Origin of the sequence: uncultured Nostoc sp. (assembly GCF_937863485.1) — a bacterium.
GTDB lineage: Bacteria > Cyanobacteriota > Cyanobacteriia > Cyanobacteriales > Nostocaceae > Nostoc.
This window is the reverse complement of the sequence record NZ_CALMFY010000024.1, coordinates 17,064-32,031: the sequence shown is the minus strand read 5'-3', so window position 1 is coordinate 32,031 and position 14,968 is coordinate 17,064. Positions and strand designations below refer to the sequence as shown.

General features: G+C 43.3%; 15 protein-coding genes and 1 pseudogene. 13 read left to right on the top strand and 3 right to left on the bottom strand.

Annotation, left to right across the window (positions count from 1 at the left end):
• Positions 1–147: 147 nt before the first annotated feature.
• The 3 genes and pseudogenes from Q0541_RS03780 to Q0541_RS03770 all read left to right on the top strand — a co-directional run bounded on the left by Q0541_RS03780 (position 148) and on the right by Q0541_RS03770 (position 3,411).
• Positions 148–873 carry a GDSL-type esterase/lipase family protein gene (locus Q0541_RS03780; protein WP_298905740.1) on the top strand — a complete coding sequence of 242 codons (726 nt, stop codon included), beginning with the start codon at positions 148–150 and terminating at the stop codon, positions 871–873.
• Positions 874–1,089: 216 nt separating this feature from the next.
• Entirely contained in the window at positions 1,090–1,524 is a 435-nt protein-coding gene (locus Q0541_RS03775) for a hypothetical protein (protein WP_298905737.1), read from the top strand.
• A 593-nt stretch (positions 1,525–2,117) separates the two neighbouring features.
• Positions 2,118–3,411, top strand: a pseudogene (locus tag Q0541_RS03770) (cation:proton antiporter).
• A gap of 128 nt (positions 3,412–3,539) precedes the next feature.
• On the opposite strand, the gene Q0541_RS03760 reads toward Q0541_RS03770, so the two are convergent.
• Complete coding sequence (locus tag Q0541_RS03760; RefSeq protein ID WP_298905733.1) at positions 3,540–3,665, bottom strand: hypothetical protein; 126 nt, start codon at positions 3,663–3,665, stop codon at positions 3,540–3,542.
• Between the two features lie 394 nt (positions 3,666–4,059).
• On the opposite strand from Q0541_RS03760, the gene Q0541_RS03755 reads away from it, so the two are divergent.
• From Q0541_RS03755 to Q0541_RS03745, 3 genes are all read left to right on the top strand, one after another.
• Entirely contained in the window at positions 4,060–6,270 is a 2,211-nt protein-coding gene (locus Q0541_RS03755; RefSeq protein WP_298905730.1) for a cation:proton antiporter, read from the top strand.
• Between the two features lie 4 nt (positions 6,271–6,274).
• On the top strand, positions 6,275–6,754 hold the full coding sequence (locus tag Q0541_RS03750) for a hypothetical protein (RefSeq protein WP_298905727.1): 480 nt from the start codon (positions 6,275–6,277) through the stop codon (positions 6,752–6,754).
• Positions 6,755–7,103: 349 nt separating this feature from the next.
• Positions 7,104–7,937 carry an AMIN domain-containing protein gene (locus Q0541_RS03745; protein ID WP_298905724.1) on the top strand — a complete coding sequence of 278 codons (834 nt, stop codon included), beginning with the start codon at positions 7,104–7,106 and terminating at the stop codon, positions 7,935–7,937.
• Between the two features lie 59 nt (positions 7,938–7,996).
• On the opposite strand, the gene Q0541_RS03740 is transcribed toward Q0541_RS03745, so the two are convergent.
• On the bottom strand, positions 7,997–8,536 hold the full coding sequence (locus Q0541_RS03740; RefSeq protein ID WP_298905720.1) for a DUF3172 domain-containing protein: 540 nt from the start codon (positions 8,534–8,536) through the stop codon (positions 7,997–7,999).
• A 658-nt stretch (positions 8,537–9,194) separates the two neighbouring features.
• Positions 9,195–9,671 (bottom strand): NAD(P)H-quinone oxidoreductase subunit N, encoded by a 477-nt coding sequence (locus tag Q0541_RS03735; protein WP_298905717.1) that lies wholly within the window; start codon positions 9,669–9,671, stop codon positions 9,195–9,197.
• 911 nt (positions 9,672–10,582) lie between these two features.
• On the opposite strand from Q0541_RS03735, the gene rplC reads away from it, so the two are divergent.
• The 7 genes from rplC (at position 10,583) to rpsC (ending at position 14,960) form a co-directional block, all read left to right on the top strand.
• Positions 10,583–11,215 carry a 50S ribosomal protein L3 gene (gene rplC / locus Q0541_RS03730; RefSeq protein ID WP_298905714.1) on the top strand — a complete coding sequence of 211 codons (633 nt, stop codon included), beginning with the start codon at positions 10,583–10,585 and terminating at the stop codon, positions 11,213–11,215.
• A 103-nt stretch (positions 11,216–11,318) separates the two neighbouring features.
• The gene (gene rplD, locus Q0541_RS03725; protein WP_298905827.1) at positions 11,319–11,957 is read left to right on the top strand and encodes a 50S ribosomal protein L4; all 639 of its coding nucleotides are present in this window, start codon (positions 11,319–11,321) and stop codon (positions 11,955–11,957) included.
• Positions 11,950–12,264 (top strand): 50S ribosomal protein L23, encoded by a 315-nt coding sequence (locus Q0541_RS03720; RefSeq protein WP_094349089.1) that lies wholly within the window; start codon positions 11,950–11,952, stop codon positions 12,262–12,264. The genes rplD and Q0541_RS03720 overlap by 8 nt, the downstream gene beginning before the upstream one ends.
• A 136-nt stretch (positions 12,265–12,400) precedes the next feature.
• Positions 12,401–13,264: a 50S ribosomal protein L2 gene (rplB, locus tag Q0541_RS03715; protein ID WP_298905705.1), complete on the top strand. Its 864-nt coding sequence runs from the start codon at positions 12,401–12,403 to the stop codon at positions 13,262–13,264.
• Between the two features lie 143 nt (positions 13,265–13,407).
• On the top strand, positions 13,408–13,686 hold the full coding sequence (rpsS, locus tag Q0541_RS03710) for a 30S ribosomal protein S19 (protein WP_012410721.1): 279 nt from the start codon (positions 13,408–13,410) through the stop codon (positions 13,684–13,686).
• A gap of 81 nt (positions 13,687–13,767) precedes the next feature.
• On the top strand, positions 13,768–14,124 hold the full coding sequence (gene rplV, locus Q0541_RS03705) for a 50S ribosomal protein L22 (protein WP_298905701.1): 357 nt from the start codon (positions 13,768–13,770) through the stop codon (positions 14,122–14,124).
• A 53-nt stretch (positions 14,125–14,177) separates the two neighbouring features.
• Positions 14,178–14,960, top strand: coding sequence for a 30S ribosomal protein S3 (gene rpsC / locus Q0541_RS03700; protein WP_298905700.1), 783 nt, complete (start codon positions 14,178–14,180; stop codon positions 14,958–14,960).
• Positions 14,961–14,968: the final 8 nt, after the last annotated feature.

Here is a 14,968-nt window from a genome sequence, read left to right as displayed (position 1 = left end):
TTCACCCTCAGAAGCTCAACTGCAACAATATTAACTTTGCAACCATATCAACAAGTAGAAACCCAATATATGCTTGGACACTAAAGATAGCCATCTATGGTATAGAAATGTATAGAATCTTGTAAAGATATAAAATATAGTTTTTAAATGCACACATTTCTTGCTTCTTCCTCAATGCAGGTGTCTGTACCACCAAATCACTTTCAGCCTATGAAGATTGTCGCACTGGGGGACAGCTTAATTTATGGATTTGGTGATCCGGAAAAAGGAGGTTGGATCGAGCAACTACGGCGATGGTGGATGTTGCCGGATAGTGCGGGTCATGTTCTTTATAATTTAGGGGTAAGAGGCGATCGCACACAACAAGTAGCACAAAGGCTAGAAGTTGAGTTCCGCCACCGGGGTGAACTGCGAAATCGTGTCCCCGACTTGATTATTTTATCAGTAGGCGTGAATGACTCAGCCCGGTTGGCGCGTCCCGATGGCCGAAGTTACACAGATTTTACCGGATTTGAAAAGGAAATTGCTTCTCTGTTAGATTTAGCACAGCAATTATGTCCTGTGTTATTTGTGGGCATGGTGCCAGTGGATGAAGCCAAGATGCCATTTTTAGATTGCTTTTACTATAATCATGCCGACCAGTATCGCTACAAGGAAGCAACTCGGATTGCTTGCACGAAACGGCAGATTCCCTATTTGGACATTTTTGAGCAATGGATGGAACGCAGTGAAAGTTGGCGGCTCAAACGCTTGAGTGAAGATGGTCTACATCCCAATACACTGGGTTATCAAGCTTTGCTAGAAGATGTGATCAATTGGGATGCGATTGAAACTTACCATTCTAAATTTGATTACCACCTTAAGCGATCGTAATAATATAGATATGTTGGTGCTTTGAGCAAGCCGATATTCTCATATTTGCCATCCTCGCAAAAAGCACCACAATCTTGCTGAATTTTCAATAACATCCATTTGAAAATCCATCTATAAAAACTTTAACTCCTCTCTTGTTAATTACTTTTAACTCCTAACTTTTGTACAGACGCGATAAATCGCGTCTCTACTCTAAACTCCTAACTCAGCACTCCTATGACACCAACTTTATTTGGTCGCTGGCAAACTCGATTATTATTACTTGCAACTGTCGGCGGACTTGTATCTTTGCTATTTGCAATGGGTTGGATTGGCCCTGGTGCTAACTCGGTTTATTTTTGGATACTTGGTTATGTCGCCATCTTTGGCTTAGGCTGGGATGTGCTTTATAACTATCTGCAAAAATCTCGCTGGGATAGGGATTGGCCCGCAGCTTATCAACTCTTAGCTGGTATATGGGAATTGGTGTTTGTTTTCTGTGGAGTTAGATTGTTTGGTTTTTTACCAATACCTTTACCCAAGGAAGAACTATCGCCAGGAGCTTTTTTATTGCACTATAGCATCGTGTGGCTAGCAGTTTTTATTACTTCCCAAAGCCTGATGCGAATTATCTTCCCCCGTTGGCGTTTCCGGGGTGGACAATGGTTGTAACACCTCAAATCATCGTAACTGATTTAATCAAAAATTATAGTAATTTTCAGGTAATTAAACCGTATGGTAAAGACGCACAGATGTGAGTCCTTACAGCAGATTGTGGTTGAAATAGATGAAAAAGGTTATAAACCTCATCTATGTTGAGAACCGTAGTTTTTGCCCTCACCCTAAATCCCTCTCCCTACTTGGGAGAGGGACTTCTTTCCGGCTCCGCTTCTGGCAATATTGGGAGAAGGGGCTGGGGAATCAGAGTTTTTGTGTTCATACAGAACTACAGTTTTCAACGTGGACACAGTTTAAATCGCAAATTAACAAATCATAAAAAATTATATATGGCGGTTTGAGTTTGGATGCAATATGTTGTATTGACGTACAGTTGTGTGCATTCCTAAGAACAATATGGCAGTTAATACAACTTTGAAAACCAAAGTAATGCACTGCCTCCTGTATCTCATCAAATTAAAAATAGTTATCTTATGTTGACAAAATTGGCACTTGTGCTGATGTAGTAGTCATCTATGAGAAAAACAGAACAAACTTTGGAGTTTGGGGAGATTCTTCAATGCAGAGACGCAAATTAAGGAAATGCAATGTCAAATTTTGCTCTGGTTATTCAGCTATTTCTGCAACTCACAGTTATTTTAGCCACTTGTCGCATCGTCACGATTTTAGGACGCCGCTATCTTGGTCAAACCGATGTTGTTTGCGAAATGATTGCAGGTGTCATGCTAGGGCCATCACTTTTAGGATTGATTGCACCAGATTTTCAGCAATGGTTGTTTCCTAAGCTTCCTATCATTACTTCTTTAGGAGACAAGATTCCCAACCCATCAATGTCGATTTTATATGCTATCAGCCAGATTTGGTTGGTAATTTATATGTTTTTAATTGGTTTAGAGTTCAACACCAAACTCTTAAAACATCATATCAAAAGTGCAACTTTGCTATCTGCTGCTGGGATTATCACTCCCTTTATTTTAGGAGCGATCGCTTCTTTTTGGTTTTATCACAATGGCGATTTTTTCTCACCAAAGGTAACACCTTGGTCAGCCGCTTTGTATCTAGGTGCGTCGATGACAATTACAGCTTTTCCGATGTTAGCTCGCATTCTTTACGAGCGCGGTCTTGCACAAACCCGCTTCGGTACTTTGGCTTTAGGTGCAGCATCAGTAGATGATGGAGTTGCTTGGTGTTTGCTGGCGATCGTGCTTGCTAGCGTGAAAAATTCTGTGAGCATCGCCATATTAGCAATTGGTGGAGGCATTTGCTACGTGCTATTTGCAATTTTTCTTGGTCAACCTCTACTAAGAGCGTTCACACGCATGACAAAACGCGATGCAGGTGTGAACAGACAAACCCTAACTTTAATGTTGATAATTTTGATGTTTTGTGCATGGTTTACCGATGTCACAGGCATCTATACAATATTCGCTGCTTTTGTGCTGTGAGCAGTAACACCACGCGGAGAATTCGCCCAACAAATTCGCCAGCATACAGAATTTTTAACTACTTCTTTTTTGTTACCGATGTTTTTTGTTTTCTCTGGATTGAACACTCAAATTGGATTGGTAAACACACCTACTTTGTGGGTAATTACACTCTTAATTATTGCGATGCCTACGGCGGTAAACTACGCAATTCTCTGTAAAGGTATTGCTTGCATGTTGGCGGCAAAATTGGCGGGAATCTGCAACTATCGGTGCTTTGATGAATGCTCGTGGTTTAATGGAGTTAATCATGCTCAATATTGGTCTTGAGCAAGGAATAATTACCCCAACTTTATTCACTATCGTGGTTATTATGGCAGTCATTACTACACTCATGGCATCACCACTGATTGCCTTTTTATTGCAAGGCACAAGCTATGATAAATTTTCCGCTTAAGCAAATTTAAATATAAAATTAATTACCTAGCAATTGGGAAAAATTTTCTGCTTTGACTCTGAATATAACTGCTAATTTGTTTGTAGTAGCGCTTAAACGCTGCTACAAACTAACTACTTATAGCAGTCCTAAATCATTTGTAAAAATAAATTAACCGCAGAGGCACAGAGGAAGGCAGTTGCATGGGCGGGTTTCCCGACTTGAGCAAACTGCCCGTAGCGCAGAGAGAGGAATTGGAGATTTTTACGACTCATTTAGGATTGCTATATTACCTAATTTTTTTATATCGGTAATTCGGAAGTTATTCTAGATTGAGCTAATAAAATTATTAGAATTTATGTTTCGCGGTTGCAACTGCATCGTAACAACAATTGACATGAGAAAGAAGCACAAATTACCCTTGCGTGTATAATACGCTTGGGTTATGGCTCAAACTCTTTCTTAAAATCAATTGTTTGAACAACCTGCATTCAGGTAGCAGACGCACCAGAAGAACGCATAGACATGAAGTGGCTTCCCACAGGGTAGGACACAAAGAGAAATAAATACTTAACTGAACTGTATTGGGGTGTATTTAACAAACTTGACATTTTCCAGTCTTTTAAAGAATCATCTTAGAGAAACCAGATAGTTACTTTTGAGGAAACCATGCACATAGTTATTCTTGTTCTGGTTGAGGTGCTGATTGTTATTGGACTTTCACGGCTAGTAGGGCTAGGATTCCGTTCCATTAAGCAACCGCTGGTAATTGGTGAGATTGTCGCCGGGATTATGCTTGGCCCATCTTTATTTGGTTTAGTTGCTCCCCATCTAGCAGTTACCTTGTTTCCACCAGAAACTATTCCTTTTCTAAATGTTTTGTCTCAGGTGGGACTAATATTTTTCATGTTTCTGATTGGGCTTGAACTAAATCCAAAATACCTCAGCGGACAATTAGAAGTAGCTGTTTTAACTTCTCATGTCAGCATTTTAGTACCGTTTTCCTTAGGAACATTGCTAGCGGTGATCCTTTATCCCCTAGTTTCCAACGCAAGTGTATCTTTCACCGCCTTCACCTTATTTTTGGGGGCAGCAATGTCGATTACTGCCTTTCCAGTGTTGGCGCGAATCATTACTGAAAAGAATTTACAAGGAACGCGTTTAGGAACGTTGGCGTTAACTTGTGCTGCGGTGGATGATGTGACAGCTTGGTGTCTCTTGGCAGTAGCGATCGCTGTAGCTCGAACTGGCAACTTTGCGGGTGCCATACCGACAATTATCGCCAGCATAGTCTACATCGGCTTGATTTTGACGGTGGGACGTTGGTTCCTCAAAGGCCTTGCCAAACACTACCTCCGTGCGGGACGCCTCAGCCAATTGCTGCTAGCTGGGATTTATATGGGCGTGGTTGCGTCTGCACTGATCACCGAACTAATTGGCATTCACTTAATTTTTGGAGCATTTTTACTGGGAGCAGCAATGCCCAAAAATGAAGATTTAGTGCGGGAATTGGCAGTAAAAACCGAAGATTTTGTATTGATATTTTTGCTGCCAATATTTTTTGCCTACAGTGGCTTAAAGACGCAGATTGGCTTGCTCAACCGTCCAGAATTGTGGCTTTTGTGTGCGTTGGTTTTAGGAGTGGCGATCGCAGGCAAATATGTTGGCACTTATGTAGCGGCCCGTGTGAGTGGCATTAGTAAACGGGAAGCCTCGGCACTCGGTTGGTTAATGAATACTCGCGGCTTGACTGAACTGATAGTACTAAACATTGGTCTAGAGTTAAAGGTAATTTCCCCCTTAATATTTACCATGCTGGTAATTATGGCATTGGTAACTACCTTCATGACCTCGCCACTGCTGGAATGGACATATCCGAAGAAGCTGATCAGGTTAGATGTTATGAAGCCAGAGTTGGAAGCAGAAACAGGTATAGATACCTCTGCTGTCAGTGAAGCTTCCCCTCGTCCTTACCGAATTTTGGTGCCAGTGGCTAATCCAAGTACGCAAAAAGGTTTAGTACAGTTGGCAGTAGCGTTAGCACAGCCCGCCGTAGGTATCGCTCTCAATTACCGATATCCTGCCGTTGTTAACCCCCTCAGCCTGATTGAATTTCAAGAAGACTATGCCTTTGAAAGTACCCCAGTTGAAGCAGACCGATTAATCGCCCAGCGCCGCCACCAACTAGAAGAATTGATTAATACTCTCGAACCGCCAGAAACTCGTTCTTGTGTGCATCCTATCGTTCGCATATCCAGCAATGTTGCCCGCGAAACAGCACAGATTGCCACATTAGAACAAGCTGATTTAATTCTCGTTGGCTGGCATCGACCAGCTTTTAGTAGTAATCGTTTAGGTGGACGAGTTGGACAAATGCTTACGACTGCACCAGTGGATGTAGCAGTGTTTATAGATAAAGGCAAAGAGCGATTAGAAAGTTTATTGGTACCTTATTCTGCCAATATCCATGATGATTTAGCACTAATACTAGCTCTGAGATTGCTAATCAATCGTGAGACTTGTATGTTGCAGATATTACAGATAGTAACAAATAATACCAAGGAAGAATTGAGTTACGAACTGCACACGATGATGGAGCAATTACCCACCAGTGTACGCGATCGCATTGAAATCAAAATTGTCGAAGCCTCAGAACCAATCCAAGCCGTAATTCAAGCCTCAGAAAATGTTGACCTAACTATTGCTGGCACCAGCCGCGCTTGGGGTATCGAGCGCCAAACCTTGGGAAGATATACAGATCAACTAGCCATCCAATGTCGTTCCTCCCTGCTAATTACCCGCCGCTACAGTCAAGTCACCGCTCACCTTGCCTCTATGCTTCCTGAGGTTAGTAGTCAAGAGCCAACATTAAGGAGTTGAAATTATGAATCATTTCAAGTTCAAATCTTTGGCTTTTTACGGAGTAGCAATAATTTCAGTACTACTGTTGTTTAAAACTGTAAGTGTTTATGGGGAAAACAATCTTAAGGCTCCTCCTCCAGTTAACGGCCGCTATCGTCTAACCCTGTCAGAGAATTTGCCGAACTGTGAAAAATCGGATACCCTGACGTTAAACATTCAACAGTCGGGTATTTACTTAAATGCCTCTGTATTACCGGCAAACGCTAAGGCCGATACTGACGAAAAGCACTCTCTGGCAGGTATCTTCAGAAATCAACAGTTAAATTTATCTGGAAAAGTTGGCAGATCAATCCTTTGTAATATTCCTCGCCCCCAAAATGATCCTCTGAATTCAGTCACAATTCAAATGCAACTTGTGGATAAAGGTAATATGACAGGTCAATTAACCGTAAATGGCATACAAACTCTGAAATTTACTGCTGTGCCCCAAAAAGTTCATTAAATTAGGGAGTGGGGAACACGCAGGGCAAACGCATCTAAATTACTCTTGATCACAATCAAGGTTAAGAACCAATCGATTTAATCAGCATTTTGCGTTTGATTTATTTTCCAAGCTTGAAAGCGATGTCTACGACGGGCTACGCCTATGCTAATCTATGTCAATAAGCAGCTGTTAATGCGACTATTTTTAGATTTATTGAGAATAAACTCTTCTTGTTGACATGATGCGGCCGCCCTGGGGGAACACGTGGCGCTCTCTGGGGATAAGGGGTAATGGGGATAAGGATTTTAGGCGCGAGTAAACAGCAATCTGAGCGCATTCTATGGGTTTTATGGAGCAGATAAAAAGAATGGATCAGGGACTAAAGACTAGGCAATTTTGCCAATGGCGCAAGCAGCTATTTCGCATCAGTCTATTCAGCTTTTGTGCAGCGATCGCCCTCGAAACTTGTACTACTGCTGCTACACCAGTGGTAAAGCTAGATAATTGGCGTTTTTCCCCCAAGACACAGCAACTCGAAATCACTCTCTCAGCAGGCACAACCCCTCGTTATTTCTACTTAGCCCAACCCTCTCGCCTTGTTGTGGATTTACCGAATACTAAGTTGGGCAAAGTTACCACGCAACAAAATTATTCTGGAGCAATCAAAAGTATTCGCGTTTCTCAACTGAACGCTAAAGACACACGCATTGTCTTAGATTTAGCACCAGGGACTGTTTTAAATCCCAAACGGGTACAACTGCAACCTGTTTCCCGAAAAAACTCCACTCGCTGGGTATTACGTCCGGTTATTTCTGGTAAAACTACTGCTGTGAAACCAGGAAACTCCCCACCTTCACCCAAGAAACTACCTCAAACCCCCCAAAAGCCGCCTAGTAACTTACCCGTAACTACTACTAACCAACAATCACCCTTACTCACAGTTCCATCTCCATCCAATCAACTGCCCCCAACAATTACTATTAACTCAGCACAGCCTCTTGTAACCGTACCTCCTCTAAGCCCTAATACATCCTCTCAACAACCTGCTTTGACTCTTCCCCCTCCGTCTTTTCCAAGTCAACCCGATAATTTGAATAACATTCCTCCTTCTGGTATGTCGGAATTTCCAGTTCCAACGATCCCCAATGTTCCCAATCCCCAAGTGATAGAGTTTGGTCAACCTCTTCCTAAAACCCGATAGGGACTGGAGAGCAGGGGAGAAGAGTTTTCCCCAATGCCCTGTTTGGCCCATTCCCAAATCTAAAATCTGTCCGTTTCCTGAGGTGTTCCAACCGCTCCTGGTTGAGCCGTGAATAAGTTTTGAGCAGCTTCATTCTGATATATGCACCTAATATCAGGTTTGTCACTGTCCAAGTTACCTGTAAAGCCAAAGGTATTCAGGCGATTTTTGCACTCATTTACCTGCTCAGATGTCACCAGCTTACGCTGCTCTAAAAGCGCCCAGTTATTTTGTCGGATTACGCATCCAGGACGCATACTGGGCTGGGCAACATAGACATTGAAGGGGTTGAGAGTGACGAACAGTCTAGCGTCCATTACCATCGCGCTAGCTCCATACTGCACACAAATTTCAGGGTTTGGTGCTTTGGTGTCAATGAATTCACGGGAAGCCACATTTGATGGGGCCAACGTGGTTGTAGAACTAAAGGCAATGCCAATCCCAATTCCCAAAATCAACACCCCTCCCATAATTGCGATGGTGAAGAGGTTAAACATTGGGGATTGGAAAATAGAGGGTTTAGAAGTAGTAGCCGATTTACCAGTGGGTTTACGTCTCATTGTTGCTTAATCACCTTCACGCCAATTTGGCAGGGAGTGGTCTAAAGTTTTCTCCTTCTTTCAGTATGCCTATTCTTGACTGTAATTGCCTGTGGCTTTGTGTGCGATATTCTTGTTAAATGAGAGAAATAGGAACTTATCTTGATAAGTAAGTCGGCGTAAATAATTAAAGGTTGGTAGTAAGCGGCTCTAGGTTAAATAAATTAAGCTTTTTGGCGATTTTTGCGTAAGTCCTATTAATTTTAAATTTTTATTATTAGATATTTTTGTTACCCCTACTAACTGTGGGATTGAGTGGGCGATCGCTCTTTCTCTGTGGGGTGGTTAGTGCGATTCGCTTACCAACAGGATTAAAGCCTTCATTACAACCTCTGCTTTAAATGTTGAATTTTCTGTAAAACTTTGTATTGAACGCTTTCATCAGATGGGCGTCAAGCAAATTCGTCTAGATACAGCAGTTGCTAACGATGCTTCACGGCGGTTATTTACATCTTGTGGTTTTCGACTCAGCATTATTGAAATGCTGAAAGAATTATGAGTTATGAGACGCGATTAATCGCGTCTGTACAGGAGTTAGGAGTAGAGAGGCGATTAATCGCGTCTGTTAGGAGTTTTAAATTTTTAACTCCTAACTTTTAACTCCTAACTTTTGTAAGTGTTAGCTAGCTAACAGAGTTTTTTCTAGAGAAGTCCAACGGAAAGCGCGATCGCCACCTCTCTCAATGATTACTCTTACTCGTGGTTCTAGCTGAGGCAAATTCGTTAAATACTCAAGTTCCTCATTGGAAAGAATATGCCCTTCAATAATCCACAACACCAGCCCCTTTGACTTTGGTGGTAGCTGTTCTAGATGAGAATTGAGAATTGGTGGCAAATAGTACACCTGACCTACTGCTGCACCGCTACCAGTGCTTTTTTTACCAAGATGAGGAGGTCTGACTCCATGAATTCTTGTGAGATACGCAGCTACGTCCCCTAGTCCTTTAGCAGTAATGTGAAGGGTGGTATAGCCAGCTGCGCGTAGTCGGCGCTGATATCGACCTTCATAACCCCCTTCCAGAGGTACATATACTCCAAGAGCGCCAAATTTTTCCAGATCGCGGATTAAACCGTTGCCAGTAGTAATTAGTGCCATAGATTTTTGTCTTATCCCACTCAGATATCTCTATTATTTACCCTGAACCGATAGATTAAGTTAAAGCATTTTCTTGGGCATTGAGGAAAACTCTTCTCCCCTACTCCCCAAAAATAACTCTATAAATTACTGGACAAACATAAATAAATAATTTATATTATTAGATTGTGACCAAACACGCAAATTATGTTGCCTTTTTACTGTCATTCTGAGGTAGTGTTAGCATCAAAAGCTGATAACTCAATCCAAACAGGATAAAACTAACTCAGATTGATCATAGACTGGTAAACTAAGAAAGCTTTCAGGTCAACATTGGAGCTTATGGACGAAGAACCAAAGCCAATCCTAAGCTCCAGGGTAAATTTACTCCTGTGCCTCTGAAAAAGCAGGCAAAATCTTAAGCAATAGTTTAAGGTGTTTAAGGAAGTAAAAACTGAGCAGCAATGTTGGTTTCATGGCATTACGTTAGTCTCAGTTAACGGATACTGGGCGGTAAAAACCGCTTAAGTCCAACTGCAACACGGCAGTAGCCAAACTCCGGGAAGCCGCCCTTCGGGCGTGTATAAATCGGAAAACCCGCCGACAGCGCTGCCTCCAGAAAGTGCCAGAGCAATTGCTTGGACGAAAGCATTGCTGCACACAGCTTAAAGCTGTAGCGCATTGCATTGATTCCAGAAGTTACTCCTTCCCAACAGGAAGGGACTTGTGGCTGTTCTGGTGATCTATTGAGTGAAGCTAAACAGATTCACCAAGCAGTACGGACACGGTTTGTTGTGTCCCAAAGCATTTGGAGCGGTTTATTTAAGCCATTCCAAATTTCGCAGGCTAACTCAGCCTAAACTGATGCGTACAAAGCGTGTCCTCTAAAGTCCAATTCCAAGGTCAGCAAGTAGAAAGGAGAACCAGTTATTGTGTCTGTAGGTATTCTCGGCACCAAGCTGGGCATGACCCAAATATTTGACGAAGCAGGAGTAGCCATTCCTGTGACTGTCATTCAAGCAGGGCCATGCACCGTTACACAAGTTAAAACGAAACAAACCGACGGTTACTTTGCCATTCAAGTTGGTTATGGCGAAGTTAAACCAAAGGCACTAAACAGACCACTACTGGGTCATTTGGCTAAATCATCTGCCCCAGCATTGCGTCACCTAAATGAATATCACACTGATAGTTCTAGTGATTATGCTTTAGGTCAACAGATTAAAGCAGATATTTTTAGTGCAGGTCAAATTGTCGATGTAGCCGGCACAAGCATCGGTCGCGGCTTTGCGGGTAACCAGAAGCGCAACAACTTTGGTCGAGGACCCATGTCACACGGTTCCAAAAACCATAGAGCGCCTGGTTCTATTGGTGCTGGTACAACACCAGGTCGTGTCTATCCAGGTAAGCGGATGGCAGGGCGTTTAGGTGGCAAACGCATCACAATCCGCAAGCTGACCATCGTGCGAGTTGATGTAGAACGCAACTTATTGTTAATTAAGGGAGCCATTCCTGGTAAACCGGGCGCTCTAGTAAGTATTGTGCCTGCAAAAATAGTGGGATAGTCAAAAGTCATTAGTCAAAAGTCATTAGTCAAAAGTCATTGGCTAAGGACAAATGGCAAAAGACCAATGACAAATGACAAAGGACAAAGGACAGATAACAAAGATGGTTGAAAGCGTAGTTAAAAATTGGCAAGGAGAACAGGTCGGCGAGACGACCTTCGAGTTGCGCGTTGCCAAGGAAGAAACAGCGTCTCATATCGTGCACCGCGCTTTAGTACGGCAATTGACCAATGCTCGTCAAGGAAATGCCAGTACAAAAACTCGTTCGGAAGTCAGAGGCGGCGGTCGTAAACCTTGGCGACAAAAAGGTACTGGTCGCGCTCGTGCAGGGTCTATTCGTTCACCACTGTGGCGTGGTGGTGGTGTGATCTTTGGACCAAAGCCCAGAGACTTTGACCTCAAGTTGAACCGTAAAGAGCGACGTTTAGCACTACGGACAGCATTTGTAAGCCGCAATGACGATTTGGTAGTAGTAGAAGAATTTAGCACCGAGTTCTCTCGCCCGAAGACTAAAGACTTAGTGGCAGCGCTTGCTCGTTGGGGAGTGTCATTAGAAAACAAGTCCCTGTTAATTTTGTCTGAGATTGCGGATACAGATAACGTTTATTTGTCAGCCCGCAACATTGAAAATTTAAAACTAATTGCAGCCGACCAGCTAAATGTTTTTGATTTACTACACGCTGACAAGATTGTAGTTACGGCATCAGCCCTAGAAAAAATTCAGGAGGTCTACAGTGCCTAGCTTTGACCCCCGTGACCTTGCCGACTTAGTGCGTCGCCCAATTGTCACCGAGAAAGCGACCATCCTAATGGAGCAGAATAAGTACACCTTTGAAGTAATTCCAAAGGCATCTAAGCCAGAAATCAAAGCTGCGATCGAAGACTTGTTTCAGGTCAAGGTTGTAAAAGTCAACACCATTTTACCACCCCGTAAAAAGCGGCGCGTTGGTAAATTTATTGGTTATAAGCCCCAATATAAGCGTGCCATTGTTACCGTTGCACCTGGGGATGAAGACAAGATTAGACAAGTCCTATTCCCAGAAGTGTAGGAGTTTTAAATTTTAGATTTTAGATTTTAGATTGAGGAGTTTACTCAATAACTACGATGCTCGCAATTAGTTAAACACTCATTAAATCAAAAATCCGAAATCCAAAATTAAGTAAATCTAAAATCCAAAATAGATTATGGGTACTCGTTCTTACCGCCCTTATACCCCCAGCACTCGCCAAGTTACAATCTCTGACTTTGCGGAAATTACAAAAACTGAGCCAGAGAAATCCTTAACTACCTCGAAGCATCGCGCCAAAGGTCGGAATAATCACGGGCGAATTACTAGTCGTCGCCGGGGTGGCGGACACAAACAACTTTACCGGATCATCGATTTTAAAAGGGATAAACATAATATTCCTGCCAAAGTCGCAGCGATTGAATACGATCCTAACCGCAATGCCCGAATTGCCCTTTTGTATTACCAAGACGGCGAAAAACGTTACATCCTCCACCCCAACGGGTTGAAAGTTGGAACAATAATTATTGCTGGGTCTGAGGCTCCCTTTGAAGATGGTAATGCTTTACCGCTGTCGAAGATTCCCTTGGGTACTGGTGTTCACAACGTAGAACTGACTCCTGGGAAAGGTGGTCAAATCGTGCGTGCTGCTGGTGCGATCGCTCAAGTCGTGGCAAAAGAAGGTAATTATGTAACTCTCAAGTTGCCTTCAGGAGAAGTCCGCTTGATTCGGCGCGAGTGCTACGCCACCATTGGGCAAGTAGGCAACACCGATGCAAGAAACCTGAGTGCAGGTAAAGCAGGACGAAATCGCTGGAAAGGTCGCCGTCCTAAGGTTAGAGGTAGCGTCATGAACCCCGTAGATCACCCACACGGCGGTGGTGAAGGTAGGGCACCCATCGGTAGATCGGGACCTGTTACACCTTGGGGTAAACCCACATTGGGCGCGAAGACACGCAATCGCAAGAAACTTAGCAGCAAATTGATTGTGCGCCGTCGCCGTAAGTCTTCCAAACGTGGTCGCGGTGGTCGTGAATCATAGAATTTTAGATTTTGGATTTTAGATTTTAGATTGGGGTCTACTTAATTAAAATTCTCAAATTTTCTACCCCAGTGAGATACCTAATCATCCAAAATCCGAAATTCTAAATCCAAAATCCAAAATCCAAAATCCAAAATTAAATTATGGGTCGTTCTCTAAAAAAAGGTCCTTTCGTTGCGGATCATCTCCTAAAGAAAATTGAAAAGCTCAACGACAACAACAGAAAAGAAGTTATTAAAACTTGGTCACGAGCTTCTACAATTTTGCCCCTAATGGTAGGTCATACCATAGCTGTTCACAACGGACGTCAACACGTTCCAGTTTTTGTAAATGAACAGATGGTGGGACACAAATTGGGGGAATTTGCCCCTACACGCACCTACAGAGGTCATGGGAAAAGCGACAAAAAAGCAGGTAGGTAGTTATTAGTGATTAGTCATTAGTCATGAGCTTAAAGACAAATGACAAATGACTAATAACTAATGACAAAATTGGAGAAAATTATGGCTACTAATACTACTGAAGTGAAGGCGATCGCTCGTTTTATCCGCATCTCGGCCTACAAAGTGCGTCGGGTACTTGATCAAATCCGGGGGCGATCATACCGAGAAGCGTTAATCATTCTGGAATTCATGCCCTATCGCGCCACTGAACCCATATTGAAGGTTCTCAGAAGCGCTGCTGCCAATGCCGAACACAACGCTGGTTTAGATCGGACTCAATTAGTAATTACTCAGGCATACGCCGATCAAGGCCCACCGCTAAAGCGGTTCCAACCAAGGGCGCAAGGTCGAGCTTACCAAATTCGCAAGCCGACGTGTCATATTACTGTGGCTGTTGCAGCCGTCCCAGAAAAATAAGCACGCTTATACGAATAAATTGCGTAAAGTAAGAAATCTTAGAGGAAGCATTCGTGGGACAGAAGATTCATCCAGTTGGTTTTCGCCTGGGTATTACACATGAACATCAATCCCGTTGGTTTGCTGTTCCTGATCGCTATCCAGAACTTTTACAAGAAGACCACAAACTCCGTCAATACATAGAACAAAAGCTGGGTAGACTTGCTCAAAATAACGCCGGTATTTCTGAGGTACGAATTGAGCGCAAAGCCGACCAAATCGACTTAGAAGTACGCACAGCTAGACCAGGCGTAGTAGTGGGTCGTGGTGGGCAAGGCATCGAATCCTTGCGTACCGGACTCCAAGGACTGTTGGGTAGTAATCGCCAAATTCGCATTAACGTAGTTGAAGTCCAACGAGTTGATGCTGATGCCTACCTAATTGCTGAATACATTGCCCAACAATTGGAACGCCGGGTTTCCTTTCGCCGGGTAGTGCGGCAATCGATTCAGCGGGCCCAACGCGCTGGTGTGCAAGGGATTAAAATCCAAGTCAGTGGTCGGCTCAACGGTGCGGAAATTGCCCGGACAGAGTGGACTCGTGAAGGTAGAGTCCCTTTACATACCTTACGGGCTGACATTGACTACTCTTATTGCACGGCAAAAACTGTTTACGGCATTTTGGGTATCAAAGTATGGGTGTTTAAGGGAGAAATTATTCCTGGACAGGAAGAAACTCCACTACCACCTGCAAGCCGCGATCGTGAACGCGATCCCCGCGATCGCGAACGTGAACCCCGTCGTCGTCAACAACAACGTCGTCGTCAGCAATTTGAAGACCGCTCAAATGAAGGATAAAAAGGCAA

What these genes read in the sequence shown, in the direction of transcription:
- rpsS (WP_012410721.1), top strand. Translation starts at nt 13,408, where the DNA reads ATGGGTCGTTCTCTAAAAAAAGGTCCTTTCGTTGCGGATCATCTCCTA.
- Q0541_RS03750 (WP_298905727.1), top strand. Translation starts at nt 6,275, where the DNA reads ATGAATCATTTCAAGTTCAAATCTTTGGCTTTTTACGGAGTAGCAATA.
- Q0541_RS03780 (WP_298905740.1), top strand. Translation starts at nt 148, where the DNA reads ATGCACACATTTCTTGCTTCTTCCTCAATGCAGGTGTCTGTACCACCA.
- Q0541_RS03760 (WP_298905733.1), bottom strand. Translation starts at nt 3,665, where the DNA reads ATGAGTCGTAAAAATCTCCAATTCCTCTCTCTGCGCTACGGGCAGTTT.
- rplV (WP_298905701.1), top strand. Translation starts at nt 13,768, where the DNA reads ATGGCTACTAATACTACTGAAGTGAAGGCGATCGCTCGTTTTATCCGC.
- rplD (WP_298905827.1), top strand. Translation starts at nt 11,319, where the DNA reads ATGGTTGAAAGCGTAGTTAAAAATTGGCAAGGAGAACAGGTCGGCGAG.
- Q0541_RS03735 (WP_298905717.1), bottom strand. Translation starts at nt 9,671, where the DNA reads ATGGCACTAATTACTACTGGCAACGGTTTAATCCGCGATCTGGAAAAA.
- Q0541_RS03740 (WP_298905720.1), bottom strand. Translation starts at nt 8,536, where the DNA reads ATGAGACGTAAACCCACTGGTAAATCGGCTACTACTTCTAAACCCTCT.
- Q0541_RS03745 (WP_298905724.1), top strand. Translation starts at nt 7,104, where the DNA reads ATGGATCAGGGACTAAAGACTAGGCAATTTTGCCAATGGCGCAAGCAG.
- rplB (WP_298905705.1), top strand. Translation starts at nt 12,401, where the DNA reads ATGGGTACTCGTTCTTACCGCCCTTATACCCCCAGCACTCGCCAAGTT.
- Q0541_RS03755 (WP_298905730.1), top strand. Translation starts at nt 4,060, where the DNA reads ATGCACATAGTTATTCTTGTTCTGGTTGAGGTGCTGATTGTTATTGGA.
- Q0541_RS03775 (WP_298905737.1), top strand. Translation starts at nt 1,090, where the DNA reads ATGACACCAACTTTATTTGGTCGCTGGCAAACTCGATTATTATTACTT.